Raw genomic sequence first — 18,048 nt, forward strand, 5'->3', positions numbered from 1 at the left:
GGCGGTGCTCGTCCAGATCGAGGCCGGCGTCGGCGACGTCGTCGGCCCGGTCCCGCGCCGGCTGTTCGGCTCGTTCGTCGAGCACCTGGGGCGCGCGGTGTACACCGGGATCCACGAACCCGGACACTCCACTTCGGACAGTCGTGGGTTCCGCGGCGACGTGCTGGAGCTGGTGCGCGAGCTGGGGCCGACCGTGGTCCGTTATCCCGGCGGCAACTTCGTGTCCGCGCATCGGTGGGAGGACGGTGTCGGGCAGCGTCGGGTCCGGCTCGACCCGGCGTGGCACAGCGTCGAGTCCAACCGGTTCGGGCTGCACGAGTTCGCCGCGTGGGCCGAGGCTGCCGGCGTCGAGGTGATGTATGCGGTCAACCTGGGCACCCGCGGGATCCAGGAGGCCGCCGACGTGCTCGAGTACTGCAACCACCCCGGCGGCACGGAGCTGAGCGAGCGGCGGCGCGCGAACGGCGCCGACCGCCCGTTCGGCTTCCGGTTGTGGTGCCTGGGCAACGAGATGGACGGGCCGTGGCAGGTCGGGCACAAGACCGCGGACGAGTACGGCCGCCTCGCCGCGGAGACCGCTCGGGTGCTGCGGATGATCGACCCGGACGTCGAGCTGATTGTCGCGGGCAGCTCGAACGCCGAGATGCCGACGTTCGGCTCCTGGGAGCGCACGGTGCTGCGGCACACTGCCGCGCTCGTCGACCACATTTCGCTGCACGCTTATTACCAGGAGCTCGACGACGACACCGGGAGCTACCTCGCGAGCGCGGTCGCGCTGGACGCCTACATCCGCGACTGCGCGGGCATCATCGACAAGACCGTGGCCGAGCTCGGGCTGGACCGCCGGATCGGGATCAGCGTCGACGAGTGGAACGTCTGGGACCAGCGCCGCTGGAACGAGACCGACCAGCCACGGCTCGTCGCGGGCGGCTGGCGGGAGCACCCGCGGCTGCTGGAGGACACCTACACCGTCACCGACGCGGTGGTGGTCGGCTCGCTGCTGAGTTCCTTGCTGCGCAACGTCGATCGCGTCAGCATGGCCAATCAGGCCCAGCTGGTGAACGCGATCGCGCCGATCCGCACCGAGCCCGGTGGCCCAGCCTGGCGGCAGGCCACGTTCCACCCGTTCCGGCTGGTCGCCGGGCTGGCCCGCGGGGTGAGCCTGCGGCTGGCCGTGACCGGCGGGCGGGTCCGGACCGCGCAGCACGGCGAGGTCGACGTCGTCGACGCGGCCGCCACACTCGACGAATCCGGCCACGGCGCGGTGTTCCTCACCAACCGCGATCCGTTGTCGCCCACCGAAATCCGGCTCCGGCTGCAGGGCGAGCGCTTCGCCGTGCACGACGCCGAGACGCTCACCGTGCCCGAGGGCGGGACGCGGCACACCGTCAACACCGCCGAGTCCGAGCCCGTCCGGCCGGTGGCGCTGCCCGGCCCGGCCGCGACGGCCGACGCGAGAGGAACCGTCATCACCGCGACCCTGCCGCCCCTGTCCTGGACCGTGCTCCGGCTGCGCCCCGAGGCGGGCCCGCATGCCTGAGTTCAGCATCGGCGAGTCCGACTTCCTGCTCGACGGCCGCCCGTTCCGCATCCTGTCCGGGGGCCTGCACTACTTCCGCGTGCACCCCGGCCAGTGGGCCGACCGGATCGACAAGGCCCGGCGGATGGGGCTCAACACCATCGAGACGTACGTGCCGTGGAACGCCCACGCGCCCGAGCCCGGCACGTTCGACCTCTCCGGCGGCCTCGACCTCGGGCGGTTCCTGCAGCTGATCGCCGACGCCGGGATGTACGCGATCGTCCGGCCCGGCCCGTACATCTGCGCGGAGTGGGACAACGGCGGCCTGCCGGCGTGGCTGTTCCGCGATCCGGAGGTCGGTGTCCGCCGGTTCGAGCCGCGCTACCTCGCGGCGGTGCGCGAGTACCTGGCTCAGGCGCTGCGGGTGGTCGTGCCGCACCAGGTCGACCGCGGCGGGCCGGTGCTGCTGGTCCAGGTCGAGAACGAGTACGGCGCGTTCGGCAGCGACTCGCGGTACCTCAAGGCGCTGGCCGAATACACGCGTGAAGCGGGCATCACCGTGCCACTGACCACAGTGGACCAGCCGGTGCCGGGGATGCTGGCGGCGGGCGGGCTCGACGGGCTGCACCGGACCGCGTCGTTCGGCTCCGGCGCCGAATCGCGGCTGGCGATCCTGCGCGCCCACCAGCCGACCGGGCCGCTGATGTGCGGCGAGTTCTGGAACGGCTGGTTCGACCACTGGGGCGCCCACCACCACACCACGTCCGCCGGGGAGGCGGCGGCCGAGCTGGACGCCCTGCTGGCCGCCGGCGCGTCGGTGAACCTGTACATGTTCCACGGCGGCACCAACTTCGGCCTGACCAGCGGCGCCAACGACAAGGGCGTCTACCAGCCGCTGGTCACGTCGTATGACTACGACGCGCCGCTGGACGAGGCCGGCCACCCGACGCCGAAGTACCACGCGTTCCGGGAGGTGATCGCGCGTTACCACCCGGTGCCCGGGCCCGTCCCACCCCCGGCCGGGCCCGCGCCTGCCCTGACCGCGGCGCTGCGCGACCCCGTCCGGCTGCTCGACGACCCGGACCGCTGGGGCACCTGGCAGGCGCACCACGACCTGCCGGTGTTCGACGACCTCAGTCCGATGCCGCGGCTGGCGCTGCTGCGCACCCGGGTCGACGGCGACCGGACCGGGGTGCTGACCTTCGGCGAAGTCCGTGACCGGGCCACGGTGTTCTTCGACGGCGCGCCGGTCGGCACGCTGCTGCGTGAGCACCACGACCGCGCCCTGGCGCTCCCGGCGGCGCGCGGCGAGCTGCTTGTGCTGGTCGAGGACCAGGGCCGGGTCGACTACGGCCCGCGGATCGGCGAGGCGAAAGGCATCGTCGGCGGCGCGTCGGTGCATGGCGAACCGCTGACCGGGTGGGAGGTGCTGCCGATCGACTTGGACGCGGTGCCCGGGCTGCGTCCTGCGGCCGGCTCGGCCGTTCGACCCGGCGAGCCGGTGGCCGGGCCGGTGCTGCTGCGGGCCGAGGTCGACGTCGACGAGCCCGCCGACCTGTTCCTGGACACGGGGGAGTGGGGCAAGGGCCTGGTGTGGCTCAACGGTTTCCTGCTCGGCCGGTACTGGCGGCGCGGGCCGCAGCGGACGTTGTACGTGCCGGGCCCGGTCGTGCGCGCGGGCGCGAACGAACTCGTGGTGCTGGAGCTGGACGTGCTGCTCGACCCGGTGGCCCGGTTCGTCCCGGGACCGTTGCTGGGGCACACCGAGGCCTGAGGGAGCCCTTCGGGCAGATCGCCGGGATCGCTTCGGAATTCCGGTAGCCTGGCAGCCTCAGTCAACGCGTGTGAAGGTGGTTTCGATGCTGGACTACGGCCTCGACCTGTCCGGTGTGGAGCGTGATCTCGCGCTGCCCGACCTGGTGGCCGAAGGGGCCGAGCTGGACGTGCTGGTGGCTGCCCAGGCCGACTGGTCCGTGCCCACGCCCGCCGCGGGCTGGACCATCGCCCACCAGATCGCGCACCTCGCCGCGGCCGACGCGAATGTCCTGATCGCCATCCGTACTCCGGAGGCGTTCGACCTCGTGCTGAAGCAGGCGGAGGCCGCGGGTCCCGCGCGGGCCGACATCGAGGCCGCCGAGGGCGCTGCCAAACCGCGAGCGGAACTGCTCGAAGAATGGCGCTCCGGCCGCGCCGAGGTGGCGGCGGCGCTCCGTGACCTCCCGCTGGACCACGGGTTTCCGTGGTACGGCTCGCAGTTGACGGCAGCGCTCATGGTCCCGTTGCGGCTGATGGAAACGTGGGCGCACGGCCAGGACGTCTTCGACGCGGTGGGGGCCACCCGGCGTCCGACCAGCCGGCTCCAGCACGTGGCCGCGCTGGGCGTGCTCGGCCGGGAATTGTCGTTCTACGCGGCGCAATTGCCGCTTCCGGCGGAGCCGTTCCGGGTCGAGCTGACCGGTCCCGGCGGCCAGAACTGGGCCTGGGGGCCGGAAGACGCCGCCCAGCGGGTCCAGGGCAGTGCCCTCGACTTCTGCCTTCGGGCCGCCCAGCGCCGCCCCCTGGCCGCGACCGACCTGACGGCGGTCGGCGAGGACGCGCAGACCTGGCTGGAAAACGCCCGGATCTTCCTCTGAGGCCGGTTCGCCGATTTCATCGGAGTTTCATCACGCCTCGCTAGCGTCCCCCTGCAACGCTGTATCACCCAACTGAACAGGGGGACGAATGTTCGTGACTGCCAAGAGGATCCTGGCCCTGGCGGCGGCGGTGCCGCTGATGGCCGGCCTCGCTGGTGCGGCGAACGCGGCGCCGGCGCAGACGCCGGCCGAGATCCTGCAGGCCGGGGCCCAGGCCGGGCTGAAGGACGGGTATCCCGCCGTGATCGGGATGGTCCGCGACGGCGACAACACCCAGTACATCCAGGCCGGTGCCGCCGACCGGGTCAAGGGCACGCCGGCCGACCCGAAGATGAAGTTCCGGATCGGCAGCAACACCAAGGCGTTCACCGCCACCGTGCTGTTGCAGCTGGAGGCCGAGCACAAGCTTTCGCTCGACGACACCGTGGACCACTGGCTGCCCGGCGCGGTGAACGCGAACGGCAACGACGGCACCAAGATCACCCTCCGGCAGCTGCTCACCCACACCTCGGGGATCCCGGACTACGCGGCCAACACCCAGTTCGACCTGAACTATGTGGGCAATCTCAACCCCAGCCTGCAGTGGGCGCCGCAGACCCTGGTCAACCTCGGCACGGCGAGCAAGCCCGTCGCCGCGCCGGGGGCGAAGTACTCGTACTCCAACACCAACTACGTGCTGGCCGGCATGGTGATCAAGGCGGTCACCGGCAACGACCCGGCGGTCGAGATCCAGCACCGGATCATCGAACCGCTCGGCCTGCACGACACCACGTTCCCGACCTCGGACCCGGCCATGCCGGCGAACTCGCTGAACGGCTACTTCATCGCGCTCGGCGTGTACCGGGACGTCACGGCGTCGCAGGTGCAGGCGTTCGGCTCGGCCGGTGCCATCGTGTCCACTTTGGACGACCTGGCCACCTTCGAGCGGGCCCTGATGACCGGCAAGCTGCTCCAGCCGGCGCAGGAGCAGGAGCTGAAGACCACCGTGCCGATGGACGCCACCTCCGGCAACGGCTACGGCCTGGGCATCGGCCACGCTCAGACCCCGTGCGGTCCGGTGTGGACCCACACCGGCGCCGTGCTCGGCTACCTGAGCCAGTGGATCACCAGCGACGACGGCAGCAAGCAGATGGTGTACGCGGTCAACGAGTTCCACATGATCGAGGGCACCCCCGGTCAGAAGGATGTCGGGACCGCGGCGCTGAACGCGTACTGCGCGTTGTAAGGCGGGTTGGCGGTTCGTGCGGTGGTCTTGACGGCCACCGTGCGAACCGTCAAGTGGTGCATGCTGGCGGTATGGACTCTCTTCACATCCGCCCGGCCCAGGACCACGAATTCGGTGCGGTGGCCGGACTCCGGTGGCGGTGGGTCATGGAGAACGGCGCGACCCCGGCCGTCACGCAGGACGAGTTCGTGCGGGATTTCCAGGACTGGGCGCGCGCCCACGCGCCGTCTCACCGCTGCCTCGTCATGGCCCGCGGCGAGACCGTGATCGGGATGGCGTGGCTGGCGATCACCGCACGGGTGCCGACGTCGCGGAGCCTCGAGCGCCGGTCGGGTGATGTGCAGTGTGTGTATGTCGTGCCGGACGAGCGCAGCGCGGGTGCGGGCGGGCAGCTCATCGACGCGGTGCTGGAGCTGGCCCGCACGCTGGGCCTGGAGCGCGTGACGGTCCATTCGAGCGTGCGGGCCACTTCGGCGTACGCGCGCCAGGGCTTCGCGGTGTCCCCGCAACTCCTGCAGGCCGACCTCCGGAGTTGAACGCCGGCGCGCACACTGGGCCCATGCAGGAGACCGCAGATCTCGAGAGCGCGGCCGCAGTCTTCGCCGGGGTGCGGGCGCGGCTGTTCGGCATCGGGTACCGGATGACGGGCAGTGCGGTGGACGCCGAGGACCTGGTGCAGGAGACCTGGCTGCGCTGGCAGAACTGCGACCGGGCCGCCGTCGCCGATCCGGGTGCGTACCTCGCGACGGCGATCACGCGGCTGGCGATCAACGCCGGGCAGAGCGCCCGCGCGCGGCACGAGGCCTACGTCGGGCCGTGGCTGCCCGAGCCGGTTGATACTTCCGCGGACCCGCAGCTCGGCGCGGAACGGGGCGCGGCGCTGGAGTTCGCCGTGCTGCTCCTGCTGGAGAAGCTCTCGCCGACCGAGCGGGCGGCGTACGTGCTGCGGGAGGCCTTCGACTACCCGTACCCCCAGATCGCCGAGATCGTGCGGACCACCGAGGCCTCCGCGCGCCAGCTGGTCAGCCGCGGTCGCAAGCGGCTGGCGGCCGAGCGGCGGGCGCCGGTGAGTGCGCCCGAGCAGCGGCGGCTGCTGTCCGCGTTCGTGGCCGCCGCGCGGGCCGGGGACCTTTCGGCGCTGGAAGAGCTGTTCGCGGCGGACGTCGTGAGCTACTCCGACGGTGGCGGCGTCGTGCGCGCTTCGCGGATTCCCGTCCACGGCGCGCAGACGGTGGCGAAGTACCTGCGGGCGTTCGCGAGCCGGTTCTGGGCCGGCGTCGACGTCTCGTGGGTGGAGGCGAACGGCGGGCCCGGCGCGCTGCTCCGCCGCGACGGCGAGGCCATCGCCATGGTCACCGTCACCGCCTCGGCCGACGGGATCGAGCAGCTGCTCTGGGTGATGAACCCCGCCAAACTCGCCGCGATCACCAGGCCCTGAACGCGAATTTCCCCGCGGTTGTCACAGATCGCCGTGCTGTCCGGTCTCAGCTGGTAGCCGCCGCATCGGCGGGGGCATTCACCGAAGGGGTTCAGCATGAAGATCGTCGTCATCGGCGGTACCGGCCTGATCGGCTCGCAGGTGGTCCGGACGCTGACCGGGCACGGCCACGAGGCCGTGGCGGCGTCACCGGGGTCGGGCGTGAACACGATCACCGGGGAAGGCCTCAAGGAGGTGCTGCAGGACGCGCAGGTGGTCGTCGACGTGTCGAACTCACCGTCGTTCGCCGACGAAGACGTGCTGGCGTTCTTCCGCACTGCCACCGGAAACCTGGTCGAGGCGGCCGGGGCGGCGGGCGTCGGGCACTACGTCGCGCTGTCGGTGGTCGGGAGCGACCGGCTGCCCGAGGCCGGTTACCTGCGGGCGAAGGTGGTGCAGGAAGACCTGATCAAGCAGTCCGGCATCCCGTTTTCGCTGGTGCGCGCCACGCAGTTCTTCGAGTTCGTCGGCGGGATCGCCGACTCGGCCACCCAGGGCACCACGGTCCGGCTCCCCGCCGCGGGCGTGCAGCCGATCGCGGCCGCGGACGTCGCCGCGGTGGTCGCGCGGACCGCGGCCGGCGAGCCCCTCGGCGGCACGGCCGAGATCGCCGGCCCGGACGTGCTCACCATGGACGAATGGGTCCGCACCGGCCTGGCCTTCCGCGGCGACCCCCGCGAGGTCGTGACCGACGACGAGGCCCGCTACTTCGGCGCCAAACCAGGCAAGGACGGCCTGCTGCCCGGCCCGGGTGTCGAGCTGGCGGAGACCCGGTTCGTGGACTGGCTCCCGGCCAACTGACGCTCGTCCGCGCAACAGGATGCGGGTGTTGATCGTGCACAGGCGGCGACTTCCTTGGCCGTGACGGCTTTGCCGACGATCAAGCCCGCAGCTCACGCGGGCTCGTGCGGTCCGGGCGCTGCCCGGTGGCGGGCAGTTCGCGGACTGCGCGGGCGGCCCGCGCGGGCGCCGCGGTTTCGTGGTGGCGTCGCAATCTGTGGGGTGGCGCTGCCCCGCGCGGTGGCCGCGGTTTCGTGGTGGCGCCGCAACTCGTGGGGTGGCGCAGCCCGCGCGGTCGCCCCGGTTCGCGGTGGCGCCGCAACCTGTGGGGCGGCGCCGCCCCGCGCGGTCGCCCCGGCCTCGGGGTGGTGCCGCAACCGGTGGTGCGCCTGCGTCCTCGGCCGTCGGCATCGGCGTTTCGAGATCAGGCGGAATAGTCCTCGAGGGTGATGGCGCATGCGGCGTCGGCGCGGTCGGCCTCGCTGACGGGGCGGCCTGCGGCGGCGTCGCGCGCCATCTGCTGGTTCCGGCCGACGTAGCCCTGCATCACCTGCTGGTAGCGAGCGAACGCGGCTGCGTGGTCGGCGGGGTCCTTCGCGAGTTCACCGGCGAGCACGTACGCACCGACCAGCGCCATGCTCGTGCCCTGACCAGCTCGGGGCGAAGCGCAGTACGCCGCGTCGCCGACGAGGGCGATCCGGCCGGCCGACCAGCGGTCGAGGCGGACTTGGCTGGTGGAGTCGAAGAAGAAGTCCGGCGCCTCCCACATACGGTCCAGCAGCCGGGGCGTTTCCCACCCGACCCCGGCGAAGTGCTCGGCGAGAATGTCCTTCTGCTGCTTGACATCGTGGTAGTCGAAGTCGAGCTCCGGAGAGGCGAACCGCAGCATCGCCCGGGCCTCGGTGTTGTGCCGGGCGCTGTAGACGCCGACCAGCCCGTTTTCGGGGGCGTGGAACGTCTGCCAGCGGTCGAGGCCGAGGAAGTTGTCCACCGTGAAGATCGTCATGTAGCTGCCCAGGAACCGGACGAAATCCGCCTCCGGGCCGAACACCAGCCGCCGCACGCCGGAGTGCAGGCCGTCCGCGCCGAGCACCAGGTCGAAGCGGCGCGGCGGACTGCGCCGGAAGGTGCCTTCGACGTCGTTTCCGTGCTGGGTAAGGGAAGTGATGACGTCGCCGAACAGGCACTCGGGGTCGGCGGCGTCGGACAGCAGGGTGGTCAGGTCGTCGCGCATGATCTCGACGTCGTCGTTGTCGATCAGGCCGCCGGTGAGCGTGGCCTCGGTGGACCGGGAGAGTTCCTTGCCCTGGCTGTCCACAAACGACATTCCGCGCAGATCGGTCTTGGCCGCCCGGATCGGCTCCAGCAGCCCCATCCGCTCGACGACCTGGAGCGCGGCACCGCGGACGTCGATGGCCTGCCCGCCGCCGCGCGGGCCGGGGGAGCGCTCGACGATGGTCGGCTGGAAACCCCGGTGCCGCAACCAATAGGCCAGCGTCAGGCCGGTCACACTGGCTCCGGAAATCAGTACACTCGGCACGGACCTCTCCTCTGTCAGGGGGACGCTTCCAGCTTCGCCGCGGTGGATCATGGCCGCCATGCACGAATCGGCACGGAATAGTTCCGCTCCGGGCAATGCCTCCGCCGTGAAGCACGGCGTGCTTCACTCGGGTCATGGCTGAGTCGTATGGGGTGCAGGGGCCGGACAAAGTGACCTATTACGCCCAGGTGGCGGCCTCCGACGCGGGCCGGGGGTACAAGCGTCAAGTGCTGGAAGCGCTGGATCTGCGGCCCGGGCAGACGGTGCTGGACGTGGGGTGCGGCCCGGGTACCGACCTGCCCGGCATGGCCGACGCCGTGACCGCGTCCGGCGTGGTGATCGGGGTGGATCTCGAGCCGTCGATGGTCGGGCAGGCGCGCCGCCGGGTGGCGGACCGGCCGTGGGTCGAGGTACGCGAGGGCGACGCGCACGCGTTGCCGGTGCCCCCGCAGAGCGTCGATCGCGCCCGCGCCGACCGGATGGTCCAGCACGTCGCCGATCCGGCGGCGGTGTTCGCCGAATTCCGGCGGGTGCTGCGGCCCGGCGGTGTGGCGTGTGTGGCGGAGCCGGACTGGGACAGCCTGGTGGTCGACCCGGGCGACCTCGAAACCAACCGGGCGTTCAACCGCTTTGTCTGCGCCACGATGGTCCGCAACGCCACCGTCGGTCGGCAGGCGGCGAGGCTGGCGCAGCAGGCCGGCCTGGAAGTGCTCGACGTGATCACGTCCGCGCCGGTGTTCCGCGACTTCGCCCTGGCCGACCGGATCCTGGGACTGAGCCGCAACACCGAACGGGCCATTCGGGCAGACCAGCTGGACCGGGAAACCGGCACGCGCTGGCTGGCCGAGATCGCCGCGGGCCCGTTCCTGGCCAGCACTTTGGTGTTCCTGACGGTGGTCCGCCGCCCGGCCTAGCGCGGGCGGCTTCGTCACGCCCGAAGTTGCACCGGACGGCCGCGAAGATCATCATCGCCGAGGTGGGCCCAGCCCCGATTCCCGCCGAGAAGCCCAGAGGCCCAGAAGCCCAGAAGCCGAGAAAGGACCGATCCGTGAAGCTGCCTCGCCTGACGTTCCTGCTGCCGCTGGTCGCCCTGGCCACGCTGGTCCCGGCGCCCGCCGCGTCCGCCGTGATCGGCGGGTCGGTCAGCACCCGGGGGCCGTGGGCGGTGCGGATGCTGGTGGACGGCAAGGGGGAGTGCACCGGGACCGCGCTCAGCCGGGAGTGGATCATCGGCGCCTCGCACTGCTTTTTCGAGCAGGCCCAGGACATCGCGGACGCCCGGATCGAGTTCCGGGTGGGCAGCCTGGACCAGCGCCGGGGCACGGCGGTCCACCCGGTGCCCGGCAGCCGGCAGGGCAGCCCGGTCGCCGACATGATGCTGATCAAGGTGCCGCCGATGACCGTCACGCCGGCGAAGCTGCCCGGCGCCGAGCCGGTGCGGCCCGGTCAGACCGTCCGGCAGTACGGCTGGGGCGCCACCTGCCAGGGTGACGAGAACTCCTGCCAGTCGGACGTGCTGAAGCAGTCGGACCTGCGGGTCACCAAGTCCGAGGACCCGCGGTGCGAGGGCTTCGGCGGCGGCACGGACTTCTGCCTCACCAGCATTTCCGGGATCCCGGCGGGCGGCGACTCCGGCGGCCCGATCATGGGCACCGGCGCCGCGGCGGACACGCTGGTCGGCGTGTTCGACACCTCCGACCGCGAGAGCGTGGCGGGCGCGGGCGAGGTTTCCCAGCAGCTGGCCTGGATCCGGAAGGTCATCGGCAGCTGAGCCGAAAGGGTCCCCGGAAACACCTCCCCGGGGACCCCAGCGGGCTACTTGGTCATGAACTCGTCCAGGCGCAGCGGGCGGCCGACGATCCGGACGTCGCCGACCCAGCCGTGGAAGACCTGGTCGACGGCGCCGTCGTAGGAGTGGCCGCCGAGCATCCAGGCCAGCCCGAGCGAGGCGATCCCGACCGAGTCGGTGGACGGGTTGTCCGCGACCGGCGAGCTTTCCACGTACATCCGGGTGTGGTGCCCGTCGTTCACCACGGCCAGGTGCCACCAGGTGTCCTCGGGCAGGCCGTGACCCCAGTTGGTGGTCGGGGAGCTCTGGTTCAGCGGATAGCAGTTGAACTGCGGCTCACGGCCGTTGTTGGAGATGCACAGCTGCGCCACCGGCTCCTTCGGGTCGGTGTTGCGGCCGTGCTTGCCGGCGGCCCCGGCCGCGCCCCAGCGGCTGAGCAGCGCCATGAAGCCGTTGTTGTTCGCGTCCCAGTCCAGCGGGATCTTGATGAACGCTTCGATGGTGTAGCCGCGCTGGAACGTCTCGGCGTTCAGCGGCGCCCGCGCGCCGGTGGTCAGGTACGCGCCGTGCAGCGGGTTCCGGCCGCCGGCGAACCGGAGGCTGGCGTGGCCCGGCTGGTCGGGGTGGTGCTCGGTGGACCAGGTGAGCGCGTCGGCGGCGCTGCCGGCCACGGTGGCCAGGCTCAGGTCGTTGCCGTGCCCGGAGAGGTCGCGCACCGGCTGGCCCGCGGTGACCTGGCTGCCGTCGCCGCCGCCGTTGTCGAATCGCCAGTACGCCAGGGTGCCCGGCACCAGCATCTTGTTCGCCGGCCGCGCGGGGCGGACCGGCACCGGCAGGAAGCCGGCGAACCGCTGGTCGAAGTCGAACGGGATGGAGAAGTAGTCGACCGGCGTGGTGAGGCGCGATTCCAACACCGCCATGCGGTTCCGCTCGGCCGGGGGCTGGGCCAGGATCCACGGCGAGATCGTCTCGACGTCGATCGTGTTGCGCTCCAGGTCGAAGTGGTACAGCCGCAGCATGCCGCCGCCGCCGAAGTAACGGTTCTGGTAGTTCGTGATGTGCAGGTGGACGTCGTGGCCCGCCGCGTTCTTCTTGACCACGCGCCCGGACGGCCAGTAGTGCCCGTTCAGCGTCAGGAAGACCTGGTCGTTGTCCTTGATCAGCCGCTCCCAGACCTGCTGCCCGTAGTCGGTGATCACCGCGTTGTTCTCGGGGTCGCCGGACTCGTACGGGTAGACGTTGTCGTCGTAGGTCGAGCCGACGATCTCGTGCGCGGTGAGGATCACCGGCATCTTCGGGTGGGCCTTGACCACCTGGTCGGCCCACGCGAAGCCGGCCTCCGAGGTTCGCCAGTCCATCGCCAGCAGCAGCCAGTCGCGGCCCGCGGCGCGGAAGGTGTGCGCGGTGTTGTACCCGCTCGCGTCCGCGCCGAGGAACGACTTCGACCGCCGGAACCGCTGCGGCCCCATGGTCTGGAGGTACGGCGTGGAGCCGCGGGTGTCGTCGCCGGACACGTCGTGGTTGCCGGCCAGCACGCTGTACGCGACGTTGTGCGAGTCCATCACCTCGAACGCCTTGCCGACCGCCTGGAACGACGTCGGGTCGGCGTCCTGCGTCAGGTCGCCGAGGTGCGCCATGAAGACGATGTTGTTGTCCGGGTTCCCGCTCTGGTTGATCACGTAGCGGAACGACGCCTCCTGCGGCTCCGGGGCCAGGCTGTTCTGGCTGCCCCAGTACAGGTATTGGGTGTCCGGCATGACGGCGAGGGTGAACTGGAGGCTCTCGGCGTCCGGGCTCCACCGGCCGATCCCGCCGGGCCGTCTGCCCGCGGCATCGGCAGCATCGACAGCAGTGTCGGCGGACGCGGGTGACGCGCCGAGCGCGCCCAGCGCCGTGGCCCCGACCCCGGCCAGTCCCGCGTTGCGGAGGAAGGACCGGCGGCTCGGCCCTTCCGGGGTGGGAGAGGAGTCGCCGCTGCCTTGGCTCACACGCATGATGGGTTCCGTCCAGGGGTGCCGGGGAGGATGCTGAGTCGCCCCGACGCTAAGCATGAACGGCCACCACGAGGCCAACGGAAGATGACGGCCATGGGTCGGCTGCCTTACCAGGACCGCCGGCGCCGCAGGTTGTCCAGTCCATGTCCTGCGGCGCCGCCGGATCACCCCCTCAGCCGCTACGGATGCGGGCGCTCCGTGTCCATCCGGTCACTGTCCATATCGGACACGGCGTGGCTCCCGATCTCAGGAGCGGCCCGGCCGTCCGGCCAGCCCGGTGGCCGCGGCCAGCGCTGCCAGGCAGGCGGTCGCGATGAAGAGGTTGGCGTCCAGCCCGAGCACCTTCGGAGACTGCGCCTTGAACTCCTCGTCGACCAGGGTGGTGCCCGGGAACAGGGTGGCGCCGTACATGCCGAGCCACGGGGTGGACACGATCGCGGCCGCGGTCCGCAGATTGCGGTCCGGGTCGCCCTTCTTGGACGCCAGCAGCGCCAGCCCGGCGCCGCCGAGCAGCTGGGTCATCACGATGTACTGGGCGTCGTGGAATTTGGCGTGCCCGGGCCAGCGGGGGTTCCGCAGGTGCTGGCGCGCTGTTTTCGGCACGAGGAAGTCCGCCGTGAACGCGCCCGCGGCCGTGGTCGCGCCGACCAGTCCGACCAGGAATCGGGCTGCTGACTTTCGTGCTCCGCGTGGCTTCATGGTCCCCAGCAGAACATCTCCAGTTTGGTCGAGGTCAAGGGCCGGCTCACGCGGGCGGGCGGCGGCCGGACCAGGAGGCGGCGCGTTCGAGCTGGCCGGCCAGCCGGATCAGCAGGTCCTCCCGGTTCTGGGCGGCGACGAACTGCAGGCCGATGGGCAGGCCGTCGGCATTCCAGTGCAGCGGCAGGGAAATCGCCGGCTGGCCGGTGATGTTGAACGGGGCGGTGAAGCCGCCGAGCAGGCTGATCCCGGCGGCCAGCTGCTCCGGCGGGGCGGCCTCGGGGGCCAGCTCGCCGAGCTTGCCGGGCGGGGCGGGCAGGGTCGGGGTCAGCATGATGTCCAGCTCGTCCTCCCACAGGGCGGCCACGCCGCGGGCCCAGCGCTGGGAGGCGGTGATCGCGTTCAGGTACTGGACGGCGGTGACCTGCCGGCCGGCTTCGCAGAGCATCGCGTTCATCGGCTCCAGCACCGACGGGGGCAGCTCCTCGCCCAGGCGCTGCGACCAGCTGTCCAGCTCCCACGCGACCGCCGCGGCGAGCACCGGCGGCATGGCGTCGAACAGGCCGGGGGCGTCCAGCGCGGGGGCCGCGGCCGGGGCGACGTGGTGGCCGAGCGATTCGAGCAGGCGGGCGGTGTTCTCGACCGCGGTGACGCAGTCCGGGTGGGCCGTCTCGCCGAGGCTCGGCACCGCGGTCCGGAACCCGATGCGCAGCGGCTTCGGATCGGTTTCGGCTTCGAGACGGAAGGGACGGGCCGGCGGCGGCGCGCTGTACGGGTCTCCGGCCGCCGCCCCGGCGGTGGCGTCGAGCACCGCCGCGGTGTCCCGCACCGACCGGGTCAGCACGTGCTCATGCGTGACCGAACCCCAGTAGTCGCCGTACTGCGGCCCGAGGCTGTTCCGCCCGCGGCTGGGCTTGAGCCCGACCACCCCGCAGGCACTCGCCGGGACGCGGATCGAGCCCGCCATGTCGTTGCCGTGAGCCACCGAGACCAGCCCCGCGGCCACGGCGGCGGCCGAGCCTCCGCTGGAACCGCCGGGCGAACGCGTCCGGTCCCACGGGTTGTGCGTCGCGCCGCGGGACAGCGGCTCGGTGGTCAGGCTCGTCGCCAGCTCGGGGGTGTTCGTCCGGCCGCAGAACACGAATCCCGCGGCACGCAGGCGGGTGGCCAGATGCGAGTTCTCCGTCGCCCGCCAGTCGCGCTCGCGCAGCAGGCGCATGCCGCCGTGCACCGGATCACCGGCCCAGTGGGCGAGGAAGTCCTTCAGCAGCATCGGAACTCCCCGGAACGGCCCCTCGGCAGTCGAAGCCGCCTCGCTGCGCGCCTGCTCGAAACGCGTGCTGACGACGGCGTTCAGGTCGCCGTTGTGCTCTTCGATCCGGGCTATCGCCCCGTCGAGGAGTTCCAGCGGGGTGACTTGGCCCTGGCGGACGAGATCGGCCTGGGCCGTGGCGTCCAGCCACCTGAGTTCAGCAAGGCTCATGGGTGACACCTTTCCTCAGAAATAGCTTCCGGCCCACGACGGCCTGCGGGTGGCGAACAGCGTGTCGGCGTCGGGCAGGGCGCCGGGCTGGCCGTGCTGCCGATCAAGTCCGTGCGGTGAGGACTTTCTCACCAGCTCAGAATCCGCAACGGCCGGGCGTCGGGGACGCGGTCCCGCAGCACCAGAACCCCGAGTGGCACAAGGACCAGGGCCAGGGCGCCGTATTCGAAGAGGTCCGGAAGGCGCGCCGCCTTGAGGACGCCGCCCCACAGCGTGCCCGACCAGAGCAGGATCAGGCAGCGGCCGGTGCCGAAGGTGCCCGACCGGAACGCGCCGATGGCCAGCAGCAGCATCCCGAGGTACTGACAGGCGGACGCCACGACGCCGACGCGCCAAGGGCCGTAGGAAATGCTCGCGTAGTTGCCCAAGACGAACTCGGTGACCCGGTCGAGGCCCTGTGCCGCGGCGAGCTGGAAGGCGGCCTGATCGACCCCGGCGTGGTAGAGCCGGGCGAACAGACCCAGGATGACCAGCGTGCCACCCCAGCAGGCGAGCGCCGGCGCCCGCGGCGCGACGATGCGGGCGAGGGTGGCGAAGGCCGGGCACAGCAGCAGCGCCCCGGCGGCGAAGCAGGCGTACCCGGCCGTCACCAGCGTGGGATTCTCCAGGTACGCCGCCAGCTGCGACGGCGCGGCGAACGGCTGCCTGGAGAACTCCGCCAGCTGCTCAGCGGAGAACGCGCCCGAATGCAGCCCGAGATACCGCAACAGCAGCCCCGTCCACCACAGCAGGGGACCGGCCACCAGCGCGGCGCCCCCGATCACCCGGCCCGGGAACCAGGCGTTCCGGTGGACCGGTGCGGGTGCCCGCCACCGGCGGACGAGGAGCAGCGGATTCGTTCGGCTCATGGCCGAAACCCTGGATCACCGGGCGCCCGCGGCACATCTGCCGATGGACAGCGCCGGGGTTCACTTTGGTCAGGGCCTCAGGGCTGCAAAGGCGTTCGCCGGGCCTTGACCGTGCGGCGGCTGATCCGCCACCCGGCCTCGGATCGTTCCAGCTGATCGTCGAAGGTGACGCTGCGCGCGGTCCCGTCGGCACCGATGCCGATCCCTTTCGAGAGACTGTGCACGACGCCGTCGCCGATCTCGTCCAGCACGATGTTGGTGACGTGGTGGGCCACCGGATTCCGGTCGCCGAGCCCCAGCACCCATGCCCGCATCGCCGGCAGACCGACGACTTCGCCGCCGCCGAAATCGCGCACGTCGTACACGACGTCGGCGGTGAAGACCTCGTCCAGGCCGTCGAGCAAGCCGCTGTCGATCAGGAAGCCGTGCCGGTTGATGACGCGGGTTATCGCCTCGCGGTCCTCAGCGTTCACCGGATCACCTTACCGAGCACTCAGCGCAGGTTGCGCTTGAGCACCTTGCCGGTGGACGTCATCGGGAACTCCTCGCGGAACTCGACCAGCCGCGGGTACTTGTAACCCGCCATGTTCTCCTTGCACCAGGCGACCAGCTCCGCCTCCGTCAGCTCGGCGCCGGGGCGGCGGATGACAAACGCCTTGACCTCCTCGCCGTGGCTCGGGTGCGCGACGCCGACCACGGCGACCAGGCTGACCGCCGGGTGCGTCATGATCACTTCCTCGAGTTCGCGCGGGTACACGTTGAAGCCGCCGCGCACGATCATGTCCTTCGCGCGGTCGACGATGAAGTAGTAGCCGTCGGCGTCGCGGGTGGCGATGTCGCCGGTGCGGAACCAGCCGTCGTGGATCGCTTCGGCAGTGGCCTCGGGGCGGCCGAGGTAGCCCTTCATCACGTTGTGGCCGCGGATGGCGATCTCGCCGGCCTCGCCGTCGGGGACCTGCTCGCCGTCCTTGCCGACCAGCCGCAGCTCGACGCCCCAGACGGGCTGGCCGATCGAGCCGGGCTTGGCCACCCGGCCGGGGTGGTTGAAGGTGGCGACCGGACTGGTCTCGGAAAGGCCGTAGCCCTCCCGGATCTGCACGCCGTAGATCTTGTGCACCTGCTCGAGGATCTCCACCGGCAGGGCGGCCCCGCCGGAGACGGCGATCCGCAGCGAGCCCGCGATGGCCTCGAGGTCGGCCTCGCCCGGGTCCGCGGCGACCAGGCCCCAGTACATCGTCGGGACCCCGGCGAAGAACGTCACCTGCTCGCGCTCCATCAGCTCCAGCGCGGCCTTCGGCTCGAACCGCGGCAGCAGGACCATCGTCGCGGCGGCGCCGAACCCGGCGTTGAGCTGCACGCTCTGGCCGAACGAGTGGAACAGCGGCAGGGTCACCAGGTGCACGTCGTGCTCGGCGGTGCCGAAGACCCGCTGGCAGGTCAGCGCGTTGAGCACCATGTTCGCGTGGGTCAGCTCGGCGCCCTTCGGGGTGCCGGTGGTGCCGCTGGTGTACAGCACGACGGCGGTGTCGCCCGGCTCGGTCGCCACCGTCTCGAACTCCGAGGGCTGCCCGGTCAGCGTGTCCATAAAGGACTCATCGATCAGGAAGAACTGCTCGCACGACGGCGTCGCCTCGAATCCGGCGCGGCCCTCCTCGCCGAGCGGCAGGCCGGGGCCGCCCGCGAAGCAGAAGAACGCCTTCGCCCCGGAATCACGCAGGTGGTAGGCGATCTCGCGCGACTTGAGCAGCACGTTGAACGGCACCACGGCGGCGCCGGCCTTGAGGATGCCGTAGTAGGCGATCGGGAACGCCGGGATGTTGACCGACGCGAGCGCGACCTTGTCCCCGCGGCCGATCCCGTTGGCGCGCAACAGGTTCGCCACCTGATTGGCCGCCGAATTCACTTCCTGGTAGGTGAGCCGGGACTCCCCGGCGACCAGCGCGTCGCGGCCCGGCCGGGTGGCGGCGCTCTCTTCGAGCATCATGGCGAGGTTCAGCATCG

The 18,048-nt window shown here is 71.5% G+C and carries 16 protein-coding genes; 9 read left to right on the forward strand and 7 right to left on the reverse strand.

Going from position 1 to position 18,048, the window contains the following annotated elements:
- Positions 1-4 precede the first annotated feature (4 nt).
- From OG371_RS35130 to OG371_RS35160, 7 genes are all read left to right on the forward strand, one after another.
- Positions 5-1,540: an alpha-N-arabinofuranosidase gene (locus OG371_RS35130; RefSeq protein WP_329059960.1), complete on the forward strand. Its 1,536-nt coding sequence runs from the start codon at positions 5-7 to the stop codon at positions 1,538-1,540.
- Complete coding sequence (locus OG371_RS35135; RefSeq protein WP_329059961.1) at positions 1,533-3,293, forward strand: glycoside hydrolase family 35 protein; 1,761 nt, start codon at positions 1,533-1,535, stop codon at positions 3,291-3,293. Before OG371_RS35130 ends, OG371_RS35135 begins: the two co-directional genes overlap by 8 nt.
- Before the next feature lie 85 nt (positions 3,294-3,378).
- Complete coding sequence (locus tag OG371_RS35140; protein WP_329059962.1) at positions 3,379-4,152, forward strand: TIGR03084 family metal-binding protein; 774 nt, start codon at positions 3,379-3,381, stop codon at positions 4,150-4,152.
- 88 nt (positions 4,153-4,240) lie between these two features.
- A complete protein-coding gene (locus OG371_RS35145) occupies positions 4,241-5,377 on the forward strand; it encodes a serine hydrolase domain-containing protein (protein WP_442876021.1) in 1,137 nt (378 codons plus the stop codon).
- Positions 5,378-5,448: 71 nt separating this feature from the next.
- Positions 5,449-5,913, forward strand: a complete 465-nt coding sequence (locus tag OG371_RS35150; RefSeq protein ID WP_329059964.1) for a GNAT family N-acetyltransferase — start codon at positions 5,449-5,451, stop codon at positions 5,911-5,913.
- A gap of 23 nt (positions 5,914-5,936) precedes the next feature.
- Positions 5,937-6,815 carry an RNA polymerase sigma-70 factor gene (locus OG371_RS35155; protein WP_329059965.1) on the forward strand — a complete coding sequence of 293 codons (879 nt, stop codon included), beginning with the start codon at positions 5,937-5,939 and terminating at the stop codon, positions 6,813-6,815.
- A 96-nt stretch (positions 6,816-6,911) separates the two neighbouring features.
- Complete coding sequence (locus OG371_RS35160) at positions 6,912-7,655, forward strand: SDR family oxidoreductase (protein ID WP_329059966.1); 744 nt, start codon at positions 6,912-6,914, stop codon at positions 7,653-7,655.
- A 403-nt stretch (positions 7,656-8,058) separates the two neighbouring features.
- Here the strand turns inward: OG371_RS35160 and OG371_RS35165 are convergent, their stop codons facing one another.
- Positions 8,059-9,174 (reverse strand): FAD-dependent monooxygenase, encoded by a 1,116-nt coding sequence (locus OG371_RS35165; protein WP_329059967.1) that lies wholly within the window; start codon positions 9,172-9,174, stop codon positions 8,059-8,061.
- A gap of 134 nt (positions 9,175-9,308) precedes the next feature.
- On the opposite strand from OG371_RS35165, the gene OG371_RS35170 reads away from it, so the two are divergent.
- Together OG371_RS35170 and OG371_RS35175 are read left to right on the forward strand one after the other, a co-directional pair.
- On the forward strand, positions 9,309-10,088 hold the full coding sequence (locus tag OG371_RS35170; RefSeq protein ID WP_329059968.1) for a methyltransferase domain-containing protein: 780 nt from the start codon (positions 9,309-9,311) through the stop codon (positions 10,086-10,088).
- A 134-nt stretch (positions 10,089-10,222) separates the two neighbouring features.
- Entirely contained in the window at positions 10,223-10,945 is a 723-nt protein-coding gene (locus OG371_RS35175) for a S1 family peptidase (RefSeq protein WP_329059969.1), read from the forward strand.
- Between the two features lie 44 nt (positions 10,946-10,989).
- Here the strand turns inward: OG371_RS35175 and OG371_RS35180 are convergent, their stop codons facing one another.
- The 6 genes from OG371_RS35180 to OG371_RS35205 all read right to left on the reverse strand — a co-directional run bounded on the left by OG371_RS35180 (position 10,990) and on the right by OG371_RS35205 (position 18,046).
- Entirely contained in the window at positions 10,990-12,957 is a 1,968-nt protein-coding gene (locus OG371_RS35180; RefSeq protein WP_329059970.1) for a LamG-like jellyroll fold domain-containing protein, read from the reverse strand.
- Positions 12,958-13,203: 246 nt separating this feature from the next.
- Positions 13,204-13,656: a DUF6640 family protein gene (locus OG371_RS35185; RefSeq protein ID WP_329059971.1), complete on the reverse strand. Its 453-nt coding sequence runs from the start codon at positions 13,654-13,656 to the stop codon at positions 13,204-13,206.
- 46 nt (positions 13,657-13,702) lie between these two features.
- The gene (locus tag OG371_RS35190) at positions 13,703-15,139 is read right to left on the reverse strand and encodes an amidase (protein WP_329059972.1); all 1,437 of its coding nucleotides are present in this window, start codon (positions 15,137-15,139) and stop codon (positions 13,703-13,705) included.
- A gap of 128 nt (positions 15,140-15,267) precedes the next feature.
- The gene (locus OG371_RS35195) at positions 15,268-16,047 is read right to left on the reverse strand and encodes a hypothetical protein (RefSeq protein WP_329059973.1); all 780 of its coding nucleotides are present in this window, start codon (positions 16,045-16,047) and stop codon (positions 15,268-15,270) included.
- Positions 16,048-16,124: 77 nt separating this feature from the next.
- Positions 16,125-16,520, reverse strand: coding sequence for a nuclear transport factor 2 family protein (locus OG371_RS35200; protein WP_329059974.1), 396 nt, complete (start codon positions 16,518-16,520; stop codon positions 16,125-16,127).
- A 20-nt stretch (positions 16,521-16,540) separates the two neighbouring features.
- Positions 16,541-18,046, reverse strand: a complete 1,506-nt coding sequence (locus OG371_RS35205) for a long-chain-fatty-acid--CoA ligase (protein WP_329059975.1) — start codon at positions 18,044-18,046, stop codon at positions 16,541-16,543.
- Positions 18,047-18,048: the final 2 nt, after the last annotated feature.

The sequence above is a fragment of the Amycolatopsis sp. NBC_01480 genome (assembly GCF_036227205.1).
Taxonomy (GTDB): Bacteria; Actinomycetota; Actinomycetes; order Mycobacteriales; family Pseudonocardiaceae; genus Amycolatopsis.